Annotated in this window: 13 protein-coding genes; 7 read left to right on the top strand and 6 right to left on the bottom strand. The window is 59.5% G+C overall.

The window, feature by feature from the left end:
* Positions 1 to 105: 105 nt before the first annotated feature.
* The 3 genes from ABLU73_RS18665 (at position 106) to ABLU73_RS18655 (ending at position 4,020) form a co-directional block, all read left to right on the top strand.
* Positions 106 to 3,162, top strand: a complete 3,057-nt coding sequence (locus ABLU73_RS18665) for an FAD-binding and (Fe-S)-binding domain-containing protein (protein WP_080841570.1) — start codon at positions 106 to 108, stop codon at positions 3,160 to 3,162.
* A complete protein-coding gene (gene menI, locus ABLU73_RS18660; protein ID WP_004203111.1) occupies positions 3,159 to 3,569 on the top strand; it encodes a 1,4-dihydroxy-2-naphthoyl-CoA hydrolase in 411 nt (136 codons plus the stop codon). Before ABLU73_RS18665 ends, menI begins: the two co-directional genes overlap by 4 nt.
* 202 nt (positions 3,570 to 3,771) lie before the next feature.
* Positions 3,772 to 4,020, top strand: coding sequence for a GlsB/YeaQ/YmgE family stress response membrane protein (locus ABLU73_RS18655; protein ID WP_004203110.1), 249 nt, complete (start codon positions 3,772 to 3,774; stop codon positions 4,018 to 4,020).
* Positions 4,021 to 4,118: 98 nt separating this feature from the next.
* Here ABLU73_RS18655 and ABLU73_RS18650 read toward each other — a convergent pair whose 3' ends face one another.
* On the bottom strand, positions 4,119 to 4,439 hold the full coding sequence (locus ABLU73_RS18650; protein ID WP_004203108.1) for a hypothetical protein: 321 nt from the start codon (positions 4,437 to 4,439) through the stop codon (positions 4,119 to 4,121).
* A gap of 597 nt (positions 4,440 to 5,036) precedes the next feature.
* Between ABLU73_RS18650 and ABLU73_RS18645 the strand changes: the two genes are divergently transcribed.
* Both ABLU73_RS18645 and ABLU73_RS18640 read left to right on the top strand, forming a co-directional pair.
* On the top strand, positions 5,037 to 6,014 hold the full coding sequence (locus ABLU73_RS18645; protein ID WP_049116523.1) for a DUF1852 domain-containing protein: 978 nt from the start codon (positions 5,037 to 5,039) through the stop codon (positions 6,012 to 6,014).
* A 23-nt stretch (positions 6,015 to 6,037) separates the two neighbouring features.
* Positions 6,038 to 7,069, top strand: coding sequence for a methionine synthase (locus tag ABLU73_RS18640; protein ID WP_348850345.1), 1,032 nt, complete (start codon positions 6,038 to 6,040; stop codon positions 7,067 to 7,069).
* A gap of 64 nt (positions 7,070 to 7,133) precedes the next feature.
* Here the strand turns inward: ABLU73_RS18640 and ABLU73_RS18635 are convergent, their stop codons facing one another.
* From ABLU73_RS18635 to ABLU73_RS18615, 5 genes are all read right to left on the bottom strand, one after another.
* A complete protein-coding gene (locus tag ABLU73_RS18635; RefSeq protein ID WP_064189425.1) occupies positions 7,134 to 8,366 on the bottom strand; it encodes an MFS transporter in 1,233 nt (410 codons plus the stop codon).
* A gap of 11 nt (positions 8,367 to 8,377) precedes the next feature.
* Positions 8,378 to 9,139, bottom strand: coding sequence for an ABC transporter ATP-binding protein (locus tag ABLU73_RS18630; protein ID WP_004203103.1), 762 nt, complete (start codon positions 9,137 to 9,139; stop codon positions 8,378 to 8,380).
* Positions 9,139 to 10,176, bottom strand: a complete 1,038-nt coding sequence (locus ABLU73_RS18625; RefSeq protein WP_200927935.1) for an iron chelate uptake ABC transporter family permease subunit — start codon at positions 10,174 to 10,176, stop codon at positions 9,139 to 9,141. The genes ABLU73_RS18630 and ABLU73_RS18625 overlap by 1 nt, the downstream gene beginning before the upstream one ends.
* The gene (locus ABLU73_RS18620) at positions 10,176 to 11,174 is read right to left on the bottom strand and encodes an ABC transporter substrate-binding protein (RefSeq protein ID WP_004203100.1); all 999 of its coding nucleotides are present in this window, start codon (positions 11,172 to 11,174) and stop codon (positions 10,176 to 10,178) included. Before ABLU73_RS18620 ends, ABLU73_RS18625 begins: the two co-directional genes overlap by 1 nt.
* A 157-nt stretch (positions 11,175 to 11,331) precedes the next feature.
* Positions 11,332 to 12,243, bottom strand: coding sequence for a LysR family transcriptional regulator (locus ABLU73_RS18615; protein ID WP_043519806.1), 912 nt, complete (start codon positions 12,241 to 12,243; stop codon positions 11,332 to 11,334).
* A gap of 96 nt (positions 12,244 to 12,339) precedes the next feature.
* Here ABLU73_RS18615 and ABLU73_RS18610 point away from each other — a divergent pair, with 96 nt between their 5' ends.
* Both ABLU73_RS18610 and ABLU73_RS18605 read left to right on the top strand, forming a co-directional pair.
* A complete protein-coding gene (locus ABLU73_RS18610) occupies positions 12,340 to 13,335 on the top strand; it encodes an NAD-dependent epimerase/dehydratase family protein (protein ID WP_152651046.1) in 996 nt (331 codons plus the stop codon).
* Positions 13,336 to 13,432: 97 nt separating this feature from the next.
* Positions 13,433 to 14,047 carry a TetR/AcrR family transcriptional regulator gene (locus ABLU73_RS18605; RefSeq protein ID WP_017900853.1) on the top strand — a complete coding sequence of 205 codons (615 nt, stop codon included), beginning with the start codon at positions 13,433 to 13,435 and terminating at the stop codon, positions 14,045 to 14,047.
* Positions 14,048 to 14,101 lie beyond the last annotated feature (54 nt).

Here is a 14,101-nt window from a genome sequence, read left to right as displayed (position 1 = left end):
GCATATGAAAAAAATGTGATAAAAAGTTGAATGCGCTACGCAAACGTTTAGTTAGCACCAACACAATATTTTCAAACACAACATAGTCAGGCAGGGTCAAGTGTGATGATCCCACAAATTTCTCAGGCGCCAGGGGTAGTTCAGCTGGTGCTGAATTTTTTGCAGGTACTGGAGCAACAGGGTTTTACCGGCGATACCGCCACCAGCTATGCCGACAGGCTGACGATGGCCACCGACAACAGCGTCTATCAGCTGCTGCCGGATGCGGTCCTTTTTCCACGTTCCACGGCAGACGTCGCGCTACTGGCGCGCGTCGCTGCCGAACCACGCTTTAAATCGCTGATCTTCACCCCGCGCGGCGGCGGCACCGGCACTAACGGCCAGGCGCTGAACGGCGGAATTATCGTCGATATGTCCCGCTATATGAACCGCATTATCGAAATCAACCCCGAAGAGGGTTGGGTGCGCGTTGAAGCCGGAGTCATCAAAGATCAGCTGAATCAGTTTCTCAAGCCCTATGGCTATTTCTTTTCCCCGGAGCTCTCCACCAGCAACCGCGCTACCCTGGGCGGGATGATTAACACCGACGCGTCCGGACAGGGATCGCTGGTGTACGGTAAGACGTCGGATCACGTGCTTGGCCTGCGGGCGGTGCTGATGGGCGGTGATATCCTCGATACCCAGGCGGTGCCGGTGGCGCTGGCGGAGACGCTGGGCAATACGCCCTCGACGATCGGCCGGATCTACAACACGGTCTACCAGCGCTGCAAGGCGCAGCGCGAGCTGATCATGGATAAGTTTCCCAAACTCAACCGCTTCCTCACCGGATACGATCTGCGCCACGTCTTTAACGATGAGATGAGCGAGTTCGACCTGACCCGAATTTTAACCGGTTCGGAAGGGACGCTGGCGTTTATCACCGAAGCGCGGCTGGATATTACCCGCCTGCCGAAGGTGCGCCGGCTGGTCAACGTCAAATATGACTCCTTTGACTCTGCGCTGCGTAATGCACCCTTTATGGTGGAAGCCAAGGCCCTGTCGGTGGAGACCGTCGACTCTAAGGTCCTCAATCTGGCGCGCGAGGATATCGTCTGGCACTCGGTGAACGAACTGATCACCGACGTACCGGATAAAGAGATGCTCGGGCTGAATATCGTCGAATTCGCCGGGAATGACGCGGCGCTGATTGACCAGCAGGTCACCACCCTGTGCCAGCGGCTGGACGAGCTGATGGCCCTCAGCGAGGCGGGAGTCATCGGCTGGCAGGTTTGTCACGATCTTGATGGCGTGGAGCGCATCTATGCCATGCGCAAGAAGGCGGTAGGCCTGTTGGGTAATGCTAAAGGTGCCGCCAAGCCGATCCCCTTTGCCGAGGATACCTGTGTCCCGCCCGAACACCTGGCGGATTATATCGTCGAGTTCCGCGCGCTGCTCGACAGCCACGGCCTGAGCTACGGCATGTTTGGCCACGTCGACGCCGGGGTGCTGCATGTGCGCCCGGCGCTGGACATGTGCGATCCGCAGCAGGAGGTGCTGATGAAGCAGATCTCCGACGATGTGGTGGCGCTGACGGCGAAGTATGGCGGCCTGCTGTGGGGGGAACATGGCAAAGGTTTCCGCGCAGAGTACAGCCCGGCCTTCTTTGGCGAGGCGCTGTACGGCGAACTTAGGAAGATCAAAGCGGTCTTCGATCCCGATAACCGCCTGAACCCAGGGAAAATCTGTCCTCCGGAAGGAGTCGACGCGCCGATGATGAAAGTCGACGCGGTGAAGCGTGGCACCTGGGATCGGCAGATCCCCATCGCGGTGCGCAGCAGCTGGCGCGGGGCGATGGAGTGTAATGGCAACGGGTTGTGCTTCAACTTTGACGTAAAAAGTCCGATGTGTCCGTCGATGAAAGTCAGCAACCAGCGCATCCACTCGCCGAAAGGGCGGGCGACGCTGGTCCGCGAATGGCTGCGCCTGCTGGCGGATCGCGGCGTCGATCCCAATCAGCTGGAGAAGGCGCTGCCGGAGCAGGGCGTTAGCCTGCGCTCGCTGGTGGCGCGCACCCGTAACAGCTGGCATGCGCGCAAAGGGGAATATGACTTCTCGCACGAGGTCAAAGAGGCGATGTCCGGCTGTCTGGCCTGCAAAGCCTGTTCGACCCAGTGCCCGATCAAAATCGATGTCCCGGAGTTCCGCTCGCGCTTCCTGCAACTGTATCACAGCCGCTATCTGCGTCCGGTGCGGGATCATCTGGTGGCGTCGGTGGAGTCCTATGCGCCGCTGATGGCCCAGGCGCCGAAGACCTTTAACTTCTTCATTAACCAGCCGTGGCTGAAAAAGCTGTCGGAGAAGCATATCGGGATGGTCGATCTGCCGCTGCTCTCGGCGCCGTCGCTGAAGCAGCAGATGGCCGGCCACCGCTCCGCCAATATGACCCTTGAGCAGCTCGAAGCGCTGAGCGACGAGCAGAAGGCGAAGATGGTGCTGGTGGTGCAGGATCCCTTCACCAGCTATTACGACGCTCAGGTGGTGGCTGACTTTATCCGTCTGGTCGAGGCCTTAGGCTATCAGCCGGTGCTCCTGCCGTTCTCGCCGAACGGCAAGGCGCAGCATATTAAAGGATTCCTGACCCGCTTCGCGCGCACCGCGCAGAAAACGGCAGACTTCCTTAACCGCGTGGCGCAGCTGGGTATGCCGCTGGTCGGCGTCGATCCGGCGCTGGTGCTTTGCTACCGCGATGAATATAAGCAAACGCTCGGCGACAAGCGCGGCGATTTCCAGGTCATGCTGGTGCATGAGTGGTTGCCGAAGGCCCTGCCGACCGACGCCCGTCCCGATCTCGGCGGCGAGCCCTGGTACCTGTTCGGTCATTGTACGGAAGTGACCGCGCTGCCGGCGGCGACAAAGCAGTGGGCAGAGATTTTTGCCCACTTCGGCGCGAAGCTGGAAAACGTCAGCGTTGGGTGCTGCGGGATGGCAGGCACCTATGGTCATGAAGTGAAAAACCATGCCAACTCGCTGGCCATTTACGCGCTCTCCTGGCAGCAGGCGATGCAGCGGCTGCCGCGTAACCGCTGTCTGGTGACGGGCTACTCCTGCCGCAGCCAGGTGAAGCGCATTGAAGGCAGCGGCGTTCGCCACCCGCTGCAGGCGTTACTGGAGATAATCGGATGATTTGGAAACGTCAGACCACGCTGGAGCAGCTCAACCGGCTCGGTGAGGGAAACATGGTAGGGCTGTTGGATATTCGCTTTGAGACGTTTACCGACGATACGCTGGAGGCCACCATGCCGGTGGATGGCCGCACCCAGCAGCCGTTTGGTCTGCTGCACGGCGGGGCGTCGGTGGTGCTGGCGGAGACGCTGGGGTCGGTGGCGGGTTATCTGTGCAGCGAAGGCGAACAGAAGGTGGTGGGGCTGGAGGTTAACGCCAACCACATCCGTTCAGCGCGTGGGGGCCGGGTGCGGGGCGTGTGCAAAGCGCTGCACGTCGGGACTCGCCATCAGGTCTGGCAAATTGAAATCTTCGACGAACAGTCGCGATTGTGCTGTTCATCGCGGCTAACCACCGCGGTAATATAAACCGTAAGGGGGAGGCGAATAGCCTCCCTTTTTTCAAGGTAATAAGCGGCAAAGGGCCTGGCAGCGCGAGAGATGGCGTGAGAACACTACCGCGCAGCGGCAAGAAATTATCTAATAAATAGATTATTACCGATCCAATCTCGTTATATATGCTACTCTTTTCAATACGAAATGCATAAAGGTAACAAGAGGACGGTTAACCATGGGTATTCTTTCCTGGATCATTTTTGGACTTATTGCCGGTATTTTAGCCAAGTGGATTATGCCGGGGAAAGACGGCGGCGGGTTTATTGTAACCATTATTCTGGGGATCATCGGCGCCGTGGTCGGCGGCTGGATCAGTACCTTCTTTGGTTTTGGCAAAGTCGACGGGTTTAATTTCGGCAGCTTCGTGGTGGCGGTAATCGGTGCGCTGGTTGTGCTGTTTATCTACCGTAAAGTGCGCAGCTAATTCTCTGCATTCTGTTTTATTCAAGTTAACAAAAGCTGCCGCGATAAGCGGCAGCTTTTTTATTATCGCAGGACTCAGGCAGCGTACCCACGCCAGGGCTATTGCCCGTCGGCATCCTCCGCAACCGGCACCACCTCCACGTGAACTTCGTAGTGCTTCGCCTGACCGGTCGGGATCAGGGCGGTTAGTTTGTTAATGGTTTCCGCCGGCGTATCGGTCGCGACCGTTGCTGAAAACAGCACCGGCTTGCGCGGCGGAAACGGTGGCGGGAACGGCGGCAGGGGACCATGACCCATCTCCAGTGGAGGACGGCCGCCGTTGTCGACAGCGGGCGTCGGAGCGTCGGTTTTATCAGCCGCAAAAGCGCTGGCGGCGGCCACGGCAGCAATAGCGAACAGCGCAAAGAGAGCTTTTTTCATCTGGTTATCCTCGATAAGCAAGTGCATAAAGAGTAGAGGGCGGCGGCAGGCGGGACAATGCCGTGCGGCGCGAATCCTCTGAATCTCCTTTATTCCTCGCGAATGTGAAGGTCAGATGAGAGCGGGTGTCATTGTGTTCGGGAGCCTCTTAATTCAGCAGCACGCTCATAATCAGCAGCACGGCCATGCACATCGACATAATACTGATATCAACAATCATTCTTTACGACAAAAGCTCCAGCAAACGGGTACGGCGGCCAGGTCACAGCACGTATTATAGTGGTTAAAGATTGTACCCTGCATGCATTCCCTGGACAAACGATTATTAGCCTGGCGTTGCCTGAACTGCCGCGCCTGACCATGGCGTCATGATGATACCCCGAACCGCACCTTGCGCTTAGCGGAGCAACATGAGGATAGCTCATGTTGCAATGAATTTAAGTCGCTTTCCCTCCATCACCGACTCTGGCAAAAATAGACCCATTAACGAATCAACAACATTTACCGGTTGAAGCGCGCCAGGTCTGACTCTGCGTCGCCAGTGGAGAGTACTCCGCTTATTCCGCTTTATGCCCGACACCAGGATGGACAATCGCCATGAATAACGAATTTACCTATACGATTAAGCGCAGCCGGTTTGATGAAAATTATAACCCTGCGGAAAATACGCGTATTACCACCAATTTTGCCAATTTGGCGAGAGGGGAGAGCCGTCAGGACAATCTGCGCAATACGTTAAACATGATGAATAACCGGTTTAATACCCTGGCGCACTGGGATAATCCCTACAACGATCGCTATGCGGTGGAACTGGATATTATTTCTGTCGAGATGAATATTGCTGATGCCGCCAGTTTTCCGGTGATAGAGATCCTGCAAACGCATATTGTCGATAAAAAAACCGGTGAGCGCCATGCCGGTATCGTCGGCAATAACTTCTCTTCCTGGGTACGGGATTATGATTTTAGCGTGCTGCTGCTGGAGCATAATAAAGACCAGAGCCGCTTCAGCGTGCCCGAAAACTTTGGCGAGCTGCACGGCAATATCTTTAAGGATTTCGTGCAATCCAGCGCCTATAAGACCAGTTTCAGCAAGGCGCCGGTGATTTGTCTGAGCGTATCCAGCAAAGATGTTTATCGTCGCACCGGTAACGAACATCCGGTTCTCGGTATTGAATATGCCCAGGAAGGCGTCTCGCTGACCGAGCGCTATTTCAGCAAAATGGGGCTGCAGGTGCGCTATTTTATGCCGAAACACAGCGTCGCGCCGTTGGCCTTCTATTTTTCCGGCGATCTGCTCAGCGATTACACCAGCCTGGAGCTGATCGCGACCATCAGCACGATGGAGACGTTTCAAAAAATATATCGCCCGGAGATTTACAACGCGAATTCCGCGGCGGGGCAATACTATCAGCCCAATCTCAATCACCTGGATCATTCTGTCACCAAAATTGTGTATGACCGGGAAGAGCGCAGCCTGTTGGCGATAGAGCAGGGTAAATTTACACAACAACATTTTATCGACCCGCACAAGACGTTGCTTGAGCAATGGTCTGCTAACTTCGCGCGTTGCTAAACCAATATAAAAGGCTACTTATTATGAAAACATGGCTTCCGACCTCCACCGCTGGCAGTTTACCGAAACCTTCCTGGCTGGCGCAGCCAGAGACCTTGTGGTCGCCCTGGAAACTGTCCAGCGAAGAATTACTGGCCGGCAAGCGCGACGCCCTGCGTTTGTCCCTCGACGACCAGCTGCGGGCCGGGATCGATATTGTCAGCGACGGCGAGCAAACGCGGCAGCACTTTGTCACCACCTTTATTGAACACCTCAGCGGCGTTGATTTTGCCAAACGCGAGATCGTGAAAATTCGTAACCGCTATGAGGCCAGTGTTCCAACCGTGGTGGGCGCCGTAGAGCGCCAGAAACCGGTCTTCGTTGAGGACGCGCGCTATCTGCGTCAGCTCACCAGTCAGCCGATAAAATGGGCGCTGCCGGGCCCAATGACCATGATCGACACACTGTATGACAACCACTATAAAAGCCGGGAAAAGCTGGCCTGGGAGTTCGCCAAAATCCTCAATCAGGAAGCGAAAGAGTTAGAGGCCGCCGGGGTCGATATTATTCAGTTCGATGAGCCGGCCTTCAACGTCTTCTTCGATGAGGTGAACGACTGGGGGATCGCCGCGCTGGAACGAGCCACTGAAGGGCTGAAGTGCGAGACGGCAGTGCATATCTGCTACGGCTACGGCATCAAGGCCAATACCGACTGGAAAAAAACGCTGGGCTCAGAGTGGCGTCAGTATGAGGAGGCCTTCCCGCAGCTGCAGAAATCGTCCCTCGATATTATCTCTCTCGAGTGCCACAACTCGCGGGTGCCGATGGATCTGCTGGAGTTGATCCGCGGTAAAAAGGTGATGGTCGGGGCGATCGATGTCGCCAGCCATGCGATTGAAACTCCGGAAGAGGTGGCTGCTACCCTGCGCAAGGCGCTGGCGTTCGTCGATGCCGACAAGCTCTACCCCTCCACCAACTGCGGTATGGCGCCGCTGCCGCGCCAGGTCGCGACCGGCAAACTGCACGCCTTAAGCGCCGGTGCCGAGATCGTTCGCCGCAAGCTGGCGGTAAAATAAGGCGGACTGGCTTTCGTGCGCTTCTCCCGGTTAACCTCCTGAGCGGGCCGTTACCCGCTCAGCGTCAGGTTGCCGCCAGCGGGCGGCAGATCGCCCGCAGGGCCACGGCACTGCACAACGGAAACAGCGCCAGCAGAAGCCAGGGATAGACCGCCTGCGGCGAGGGGGTGAGCGCCTGGTCAAGCAAATGGCCGAGCAGCAAATTCCCGGCTAACACCGCGCACCCACCCGCAGTGGCGAGCGCCCCGTAGTGGGCGCCCAGCGTCGACTCCTCGGCAAACAGCGGGATCAGATCCTTGGCTGAGGGCACCAGCAGCATCTGGCCGAGGGTGAGCAGTGTGACAAAGCAGGCCGACGGCAATAATCGCAGCCAGCCGGCGGCGGGCGGCGAGGCGGCGAATAACGCCACGCTGACGAAGGAAGCCGACAGCAGCAGAAAGCCCACCGGCAGAATGCGCACGGCGCCAATACGTCGTGCGAAGCGGGCGAGGGGAAGCTGCAGGGTGATAATCAACAGCGAGGCCAGCATAAAAAGCGGCGCCAGATCCTGCTCACGGCCGCCTGCGCGTTGGATCTCCACCGGCAGGGCGAGGTACAGCTGGTTGTAGCTCAACAGCCATGAACTGTAGGCGAGAATAAACGCGACAAAGCGCGGCTGGCGCAAAGGGGTCCACCACGGAACCCGGCTGCGCGTTTGTGTCCGCTGCCCGTCGGCGGGCAGACAGAAAAAGAGCACCAGCAGCGCCAGAAGAAATAGCCCCGCACCGGCGAGGGCGATATGCCGAAAGCCGATCCCGCTCAGCAGCCCCCCGGCCACCGGGCCGATAACCGCCCCCAGCTCACCGCACACCGCAAACAGCGCAAACCACTCGGCGCGGCTGCGTTTTCCGTTGGCCTGGCTGTGGGTACCGGTCCGCGCCAGCAGGGCCTCGATCGACGGGGAGAACAGCGCCCCGCCGACGCCCGTCAGGCAGGCGCCGAGGATAATCGGCTCCAGCGTTGTGCCGCACGCCAGCAGCAGATAGCCGGCGACGCGAACCACGCAGCCGGCGAGGATGATCGCCTTAGCGCCGTAGCGGTCGGCCAGCGTCCCGCCGATGATAAACATACCCTGCTGAGAGAAGGTGCGCAGCCCGAGGATCAGGCCGATAAGCCCGCCGGAAAGCAGCATCTCGTCGCGCAGGAAGAGGGCAAGGAAAGGGACGACCGCATAAAAGCCAATATTAAAAACGAACTGGCTTCCCAGTAAAACGGGAGGCCAGAGGGTCGCCGCAGGGCGCAGGGGGAAGAGAGGCATACTCGCCCAACCTAAACGATGAAATGAATGTGCTTTTTACCGTGGTACGGGGAGATCTCGATTTTGGTTTTCACCCGGAAAACGTCCCACAGCAGCGCTTCGGACAAAATCTCCTCCGGCGTCCCGTTGGCGAGGATCTGCCCCTGCTGCATCACGATCAGCGAATCGCAGAACATCGCGGCATGGTTAAGATCGTGAATGGCCACAATGCTGGTCACCGGCAGCTCGCTGATCAACTGCATCAGCTGCATCTGATGGTGAATATCCAGATGGTTGGTAGGTTCATCCAGCAGGATCTCACTCGGGTTCTGCGCCAGTGCGCGGGCGATATGCACCCGCTGCCGCTCGCCGCCGGAGAGGCTCAGCCACCCCTGGTCGCTTTTCTCCAGCATCGCCACCCGCTGCAGCGCGGCGGTGACCGCCTCGTCATCCTGAGCGCTCCAGTTGGAGAACGGCGAGTGGTGCGGAATACGTCCCAGCCGCACGACGTCGCGCACCCGCATATTGGCCTCGGTCATGCCGTGTTGCTCGACGAACGCCACCCGGCGGGCGAGCTGCTTTTTCGCCATCCGGGCGATGTCGTGGCCGTCGAGGGTGACGCGACCCGCATCCGGGCGGCGCAGGCCCGCCAGAACCCGCAGCAGCGAGGATTTGCCGCAGCCGTTGGGGCCCAGCAGACCCACCGTTTCGCCGCGCGACACCCGCAGCGAGACATTATTGACGATGACCTTTTTGCCTGCCTTCCAGGTGATATTTTCAGCGCAAATACTCATCACTTATTCCTTGAGCGGTAGATAATCACGGCAAAGAAAGGCACCCCAACCAGGGCGGTCACCACTCCGACCGGCAGACTCTGCGGGGCAATCAGCAGGCGCGAGGCAATGTCCGCCAGCACCATCAGGATCGCCCCCGCCAGCGCGCTGGCGATCAGCAACGTCCGGTGCAGCGGGCCAAAGAAGAAGCGTATCACGTGCGGCACCACCAGGCCGACAAAGCCGATCGAGCCGGCCATGCTGACGATGGTGGCAGTGATCACCGCCGCGGTGGTGAAGAGGATCAGGCGCACGCGCGGCACGGCAATGCCCAGCGAAGCGGCGGCATCGTCGCCGAAGGTGAACGCGTCCAGCGCCCGGGCATACCACAGGCAGACCGCCAGGCCCGCGAGGACCACCACCAGAACCAGCTGGAATTCGGGCCAGCGGACGCCGCTGAAGCTGCCCAGCAGCCAGAACATCACATCGCGCGCCTGCTGCGCGCTGGCGGAGGTGCTGATGGTGTAGGCCGTGAGGGCGTTAAATAACTGCGAGGCGGCGACGCCCGCCAGGATGGTGCGTTCATTGCCGCCGCGCGCGCCGTTGGTCAGAAAGGCAACAAAGGCGAAGGCGGCGAAGGCTCCGGCAAACGCCCCGACGGAGAGGGAGATCGCCCCGGCGCCAAGGCCCAGCACCACAATCGATACCGCGCCGGTGGAGGCCCCGGCGGAGACGCCGAGGACGTAAGGTTCCGCGAGGGCGTTCTTGAGCAGGCTTTGCAGCACGGCGCCGCAGATAGCGAGGCCGGCGCCGCAGCAGGCGGCGACCAGCGCGCGGCTGAGGCGGAAATCCCAGATAACGCTCTCGGAGATACGATTGAGAGGCACCGCGGTTAAGCCGGTTTTATTGCTGATAGCGTAAAAGACGTTCTGCAGCGGGATGGGCAGTTCGCCGACGCTGACGCCCACCGCAATCACCAGCGCCAGCACGCACACGGCGACGACACACCAGCCGGTGAGCAGCATGCTGCGGCGCGTCTGCAGTACGGCGGCGCTCATCAGTTAAGCCCCATTTTTCTCAGCTGTTCGCCCACCTGCTCCGCGCCGTAAAGGGTGCGGATGGTCGGATTCATCGCCTGGCCGTCCATCACCACGATATGGCCTTTTTTCACCGCCTCCAGCTGGCTGACGGCGGGATCGCTTTTGAGGAATTTAATCTTCTCCTCGGCCTTATCCAGCGCCCAGCGGTTACGATCCAGGCTCGAGACCACGATCACATCCGGGTTGGCGGCAATGATGCTCTCCCAGCTCACCGTGGGCCACTCGGTCTCGGAGGTTATCGCATTATGACCGCCCAGCACGTTGGCGATAAAGCCGGAGGCGCTGTTTTTACCGCCGACATAGGCATCGGCCGATGGCGAGGCGCTGGAGAACCAGAAGACGAAGGAGAGATCTTTTTTGCTTTTACCGAACTCCTGACGCAGGTCGGCTTCACGTTTTTTGAAATCGGCGATCAGCGCCTGGCCACGATCTTCGACGTTGAAAATGCGGGCGAAATCGCTAATTTCCTGATACAGCCAGGTCATGTCCCACAGCTTCTGCCGGCTGCCGTACATATCGCCGGTAGCCTTTTTGGTGGCGCACATCCCCGGCGACACGTAGCTGTTCACGCCAACGGTGGCAAGATCTTCACGCCTGGCGACTTTGCTTTCCGGCCCCAGCAGCAGCGGCAACTGGGCGGGAACGAAATCGGGATTTTGCGCCAGCACGGATTCCAGACTCGGGATTTCCACCGTCAGGGTTTTAATCTTCGCGTTTTGCTCAGCCAGCTGCGGTAATACCGTAGTCGGCCAGAAGGCGCTGGCCACCACCTGCTTTTGCAGCCCAAGCAGCAGCAGGATTTCGACCGTATTTTGCCCCAGCGCGACCACGCGCTCCGGCGGCCGGGTAAATGTCTCCTGATAGCCACAGTTTTCAATCGTCAGGGGGTAGGTTGTTGCCAGCCCGGAACTGACGGCGGTGAACATCAAGCCTAACGCGCAGAGGACCTTCTTCATTAAACGCTATCCTTGTAAACAGGCGAGTAAATGACCAGTAAATGGGAGGAATGCAAATGAAACTCATTATTGGGGCGGGGTTTTATACAATGCCGTATTTACAGTGTCAATGAGTGACTATTTCAGCAGGGAAGGGATTACCCGCGAGGCGGGTGGGTCAGCGCGCCAGAGGGCCGCGAATATACGTCTGCAACCCCTCGGCGAGGAAATTAAATACCCGCTTACAGGCGGGGCTATGGCGCAGGTCCTCATGCATCACCAGCCAGGTATCGAGATACAGAGAAAAGTCGGCCGCCAGCACTCGCTGCAGGGGAATAATGCCGTCGGCGAGGGGCACCTGGCAGATGCCGATCCCTGCCCCGGCGCGGATCAGGTTCAGCTGGGCGAGGTCGCTATCGGTGCGCATCGCGAAGGCCTCGCGCTGAAAACGGGGATAGCGCTCAAGAGCCCGGCGAACGAGGGGCGTGGCGCTGTCGAAACCAATCAGCGCGTGGCCGTCAAGCTCCTCAGGCGTAGCGGGCCGACCCTGGCGGGTCAGATAGGCATCGGTAGCATGCAGCCCAAGCTCGATCCTGCCGAGACGCCGCGCGATAAGCTGCTCCTGCTGCGGAGCGACCATCCGCACTGCGATGTCCGCCTCCCGGTGAAGCAGATCCTGAAACCGATTGGAGAGCATTAATTCGATGACGATACTCGGGCACGCTTGCCTGAGCCGGGCAATCAGCGGCGGCAGCACCTCAGCGCCGACCACCTCGCTGGCGGCCACCCGCACCACGCCACGCAGATCGGTGCTGTCGCGACTAAAGTTAGCCGCCGTGCGTTCCAGCGCCCGGGCGGTGTTGGCCATTGTCTCAGCGTGCGCCTGCAGCGCCAGCGCCGCGTCGGTCGCCAGCAGGCCGGTTTGCGAGCGGGTAAATAAGGCCTGGCCGAGGGCGGCCTCCAGGCCGGCGATATGGCGACCCGCCGTCGGCTGAGTGATGTTCAGGGTGCGCGATGCGCCCGATAAAGAGCCTTCCTGCAGGACGGCGAGAAAGGTTCGGTACCACTCCCAGGGAATAGAGGTATTCATACAAAAATGTATAGCCGCTCGATGATGGTATGCAATTTCATTTGATATGAGCCGCAGGTAGGCTGTCAAGCATCCATTAGCGAACGGGGAAAGACGATGAACAGCAGCGGCAAAGTCCTGATTTTGGGAGCAAGCGGGGGCATAGGCGGGGAAGTGGCGCGTCGGCTGGCGGCGGACAACTGGCAGGTTCGGGCGCTGAAGCGCGGCGTTCAGCTTCGTGCGCCCGAAGAGGGCATGCAATGGATTGTCGGGGACGCGCTGGATGCCGGGCAGGTGGCGGCGGCGGCTGCCGGTTGCGACGTGATCGTCCATGCGGTCAATCCGCCGGGCTACCGGCACTGGCGGCAGCAGGTATTACCTATGCTGCGCAACACCCTGCAGGCCGCCGCCCAGCAGCGGGCGTTAGTTGTCCTGCCCGGCACGGTCTACAACTATGGACCGGATGCCTTTCCGCTGATTGACGAAGCGGCCGCGCAACGGCCGGTGACCCGCAAAGGCGCCATCCGGGTGGAAATGGAGCAGGCGCTGGAGGATTACGTACAGCGCGGCGGCAGGGCGTTGATTGTCCGGGCGGGCGATTATTTTGGTCCGCGCGCCGGAAATAACTGGTTTTCCCAGGGGCTGGTCAAGCCAGGTCAGCTTCCCCGGACTATCAGCCTACCAGGGGCGATCGGCGTGGGGCATCAGTGGGCCTGGCTGCCCGACGTTGCCGCCACCATCGCCGCGCTGCTGGCCCGCAGGCATGAGCTTGAGCCGTTTGCCCGCTTTCATATGCAGGGCCACTGGGACCCGGACGGCAGCGAAATGAGCCAGGCGATCCAGCGGGTGGTCGCCCGCTATGGCGGCAGGGCGGTAGTGAAGTCCTTTCCCTGGTGGCTGGTGAAGCTGGCGGCGCCCTTCAACGCCACCCTGCGCGAAATGGTCGAGATGCACTATCTCTGGCGTCTACCGGTACGCCTGCGCAACGATAAGCTGGTGGCTTTTTTAGGCGCGGAGCCGCATACCCCACTCGATCGTGCCGTGCATCTGACGCTGCAAGGCCTGGGCTGTCTGCCCGCCGGCGCGATTAACCATGAGGCGCGTGAGGCATAACGCGGCGAGAGAGGTGAGCAGGGTGGGGCGTTATTGTGACCAAATCATGATAACGTCACTCGTTGTCAAACGATAGCGATCGCATTAAGCTAAACGGATGACGAAAATTACCCCCACCCCAGCAAGCCGTGGCCCCGTTGACCACAGCGTTCGGGACCAGATTCTTGACGCGGCCATGGCGCACTTCAGTCGCTATGGCTATGAAAAGACCACGGTCACCGATCTCGCCAAAGCAATAGGCTTTTCCAAAGCCTATATCTACAAGTTTTTTGACTCCAAGCAGGCGATTGGCGAGGCAATCTGCGCCAGCCGGCTGGAGAAGATCATGGTGGCCGTCAGCGAGGCCATCGCCGATGCACCCTCCGCCAGCGAGAAGCTGCGCCGCCTGTTCCGGGCGCTGACCGAGGCCGGCAGTGAACTGTTTTTCGAGGATCGCAAACTGTACGATATCGCCGCCGTCGCGGCGCGCGATAAATGGCCCTCAACGGAGCAGTATGCCGGTCATCTGCAGCAGCTGATTGGTCAAATCCTGGTCGAAGGCCGCCAGGCGGGTGAGTTCGAGCGCAAAACCCCGCTGGATGAGGCGACCCTGGCGGTCTATATGGTGATGTGTCCTTTCATCAACCCGGTGCAGCTGCAATACAATCTCGACACCGCGCCCACCGCGGCGGTGCTGCTTGCCTCCCTGATCCTGAGAAGTCTCTCCCCCTGATTTGTGACCATTGACTTTATTGGTCACTAGTCTGAGAATGCAGTCACCAACCGG

The organism is Klebsiella sp. GG_Kp175, from assembly GCF_040062325.1.
Taxonomy (GTDB): domain Bacteria; phylum Pseudomonadota; class Gammaproteobacteria; order Enterobacterales; family Enterobacteriaceae; genus Klebsiella; species Klebsiella quasipneumoniae.
The sequence above is the reverse complement of the archived record's forward strand: the minus strand, read 5'-3'. Positions and strand labels throughout refer to the sequence as shown.

Coding starts and splice junctions, on each gene's coding strand:
- ABLU73_RS18650 (WP_004203108.1), bottom strand. CDS start 4,439: ATGAAAAAAGCTCTCTTTGCGCTGTTCGCTATTGCTGCCGTGGCCGCC.
- ABLU73_RS18605 (WP_017900853.1), top strand. CDS start 13,433: ATGACGAAAATTACCCCCACCCCAGCAAGCCGTGGCCCCGTTGACCAC.
- ABLU73_RS18615 (WP_043519806.1), bottom strand. CDS start 12,243: ATGAATACCTCTATTCCCTGGGAGTGGTACCGAACCTTTCTCGCCGTC.
- ABLU73_RS18665 (WP_080841570.1), top strand. CDS start 106: ATGATCCCACAAATTTCTCAGGCGCCAGGGGTAGTTCAGCTGGTGCTG.
- ABLU73_RS18620 (WP_004203100.1), bottom strand. CDS start 11,174: ATGAAGAAGGTCCTCTGCGCGTTAGGCTTGATGTTCACCGCCGTCAGT.
- ABLU73_RS18625 (WP_200927935.1), bottom strand. CDS start 10,176: ATGAGCGCCGCCGTACTGCAGACGCGCCGCAGCATGCTGCTCACCGGC.
- ABLU73_RS18655 (WP_004203110.1), top strand. CDS start 3,772: ATGGGTATTCTTTCCTGGATCATTTTTGGACTTATTGCCGGTATTTTA.
- ABLU73_RS18640 (WP_348850345.1), top strand. CDS start 6,038: ATGAAAACATGGCTTCCGACCTCCACCGCTGGCAGTTTACCGAAACCT.
- ABLU73_RS18635 (WP_064189425.1), bottom strand. CDS start 8,366: ATGCCTCTCTTCCCCCTGCGCCCTGCGGCGACCCTCTGGCCTCCCGTT.
- ABLU73_RS18610 (WP_152651046.1), top strand. CDS start 12,340: ATGAACAGCAGCGGCAAAGTCCTGATTTTGGGAGCAAGCGGGGGCATA.
- ABLU73_RS18630 (WP_004203103.1), bottom strand. CDS start 9,139: ATGAGTATTTGCGCTGAAAATATCACCTGGAAGGCAGGCAAAAAGGTC.
- ABLU73_RS18645 (WP_049116523.1), top strand. CDS start 5,037: ATGAATAACGAATTTACCTATACGATTAAGCGCAGCCGGTTTGATGAA.
- menI (WP_004203111.1), top strand. CDS start 3,159: ATGATTTGGAAACGTCAGACCACGCTGGAGCAGCTCAACCGGCTCGGT.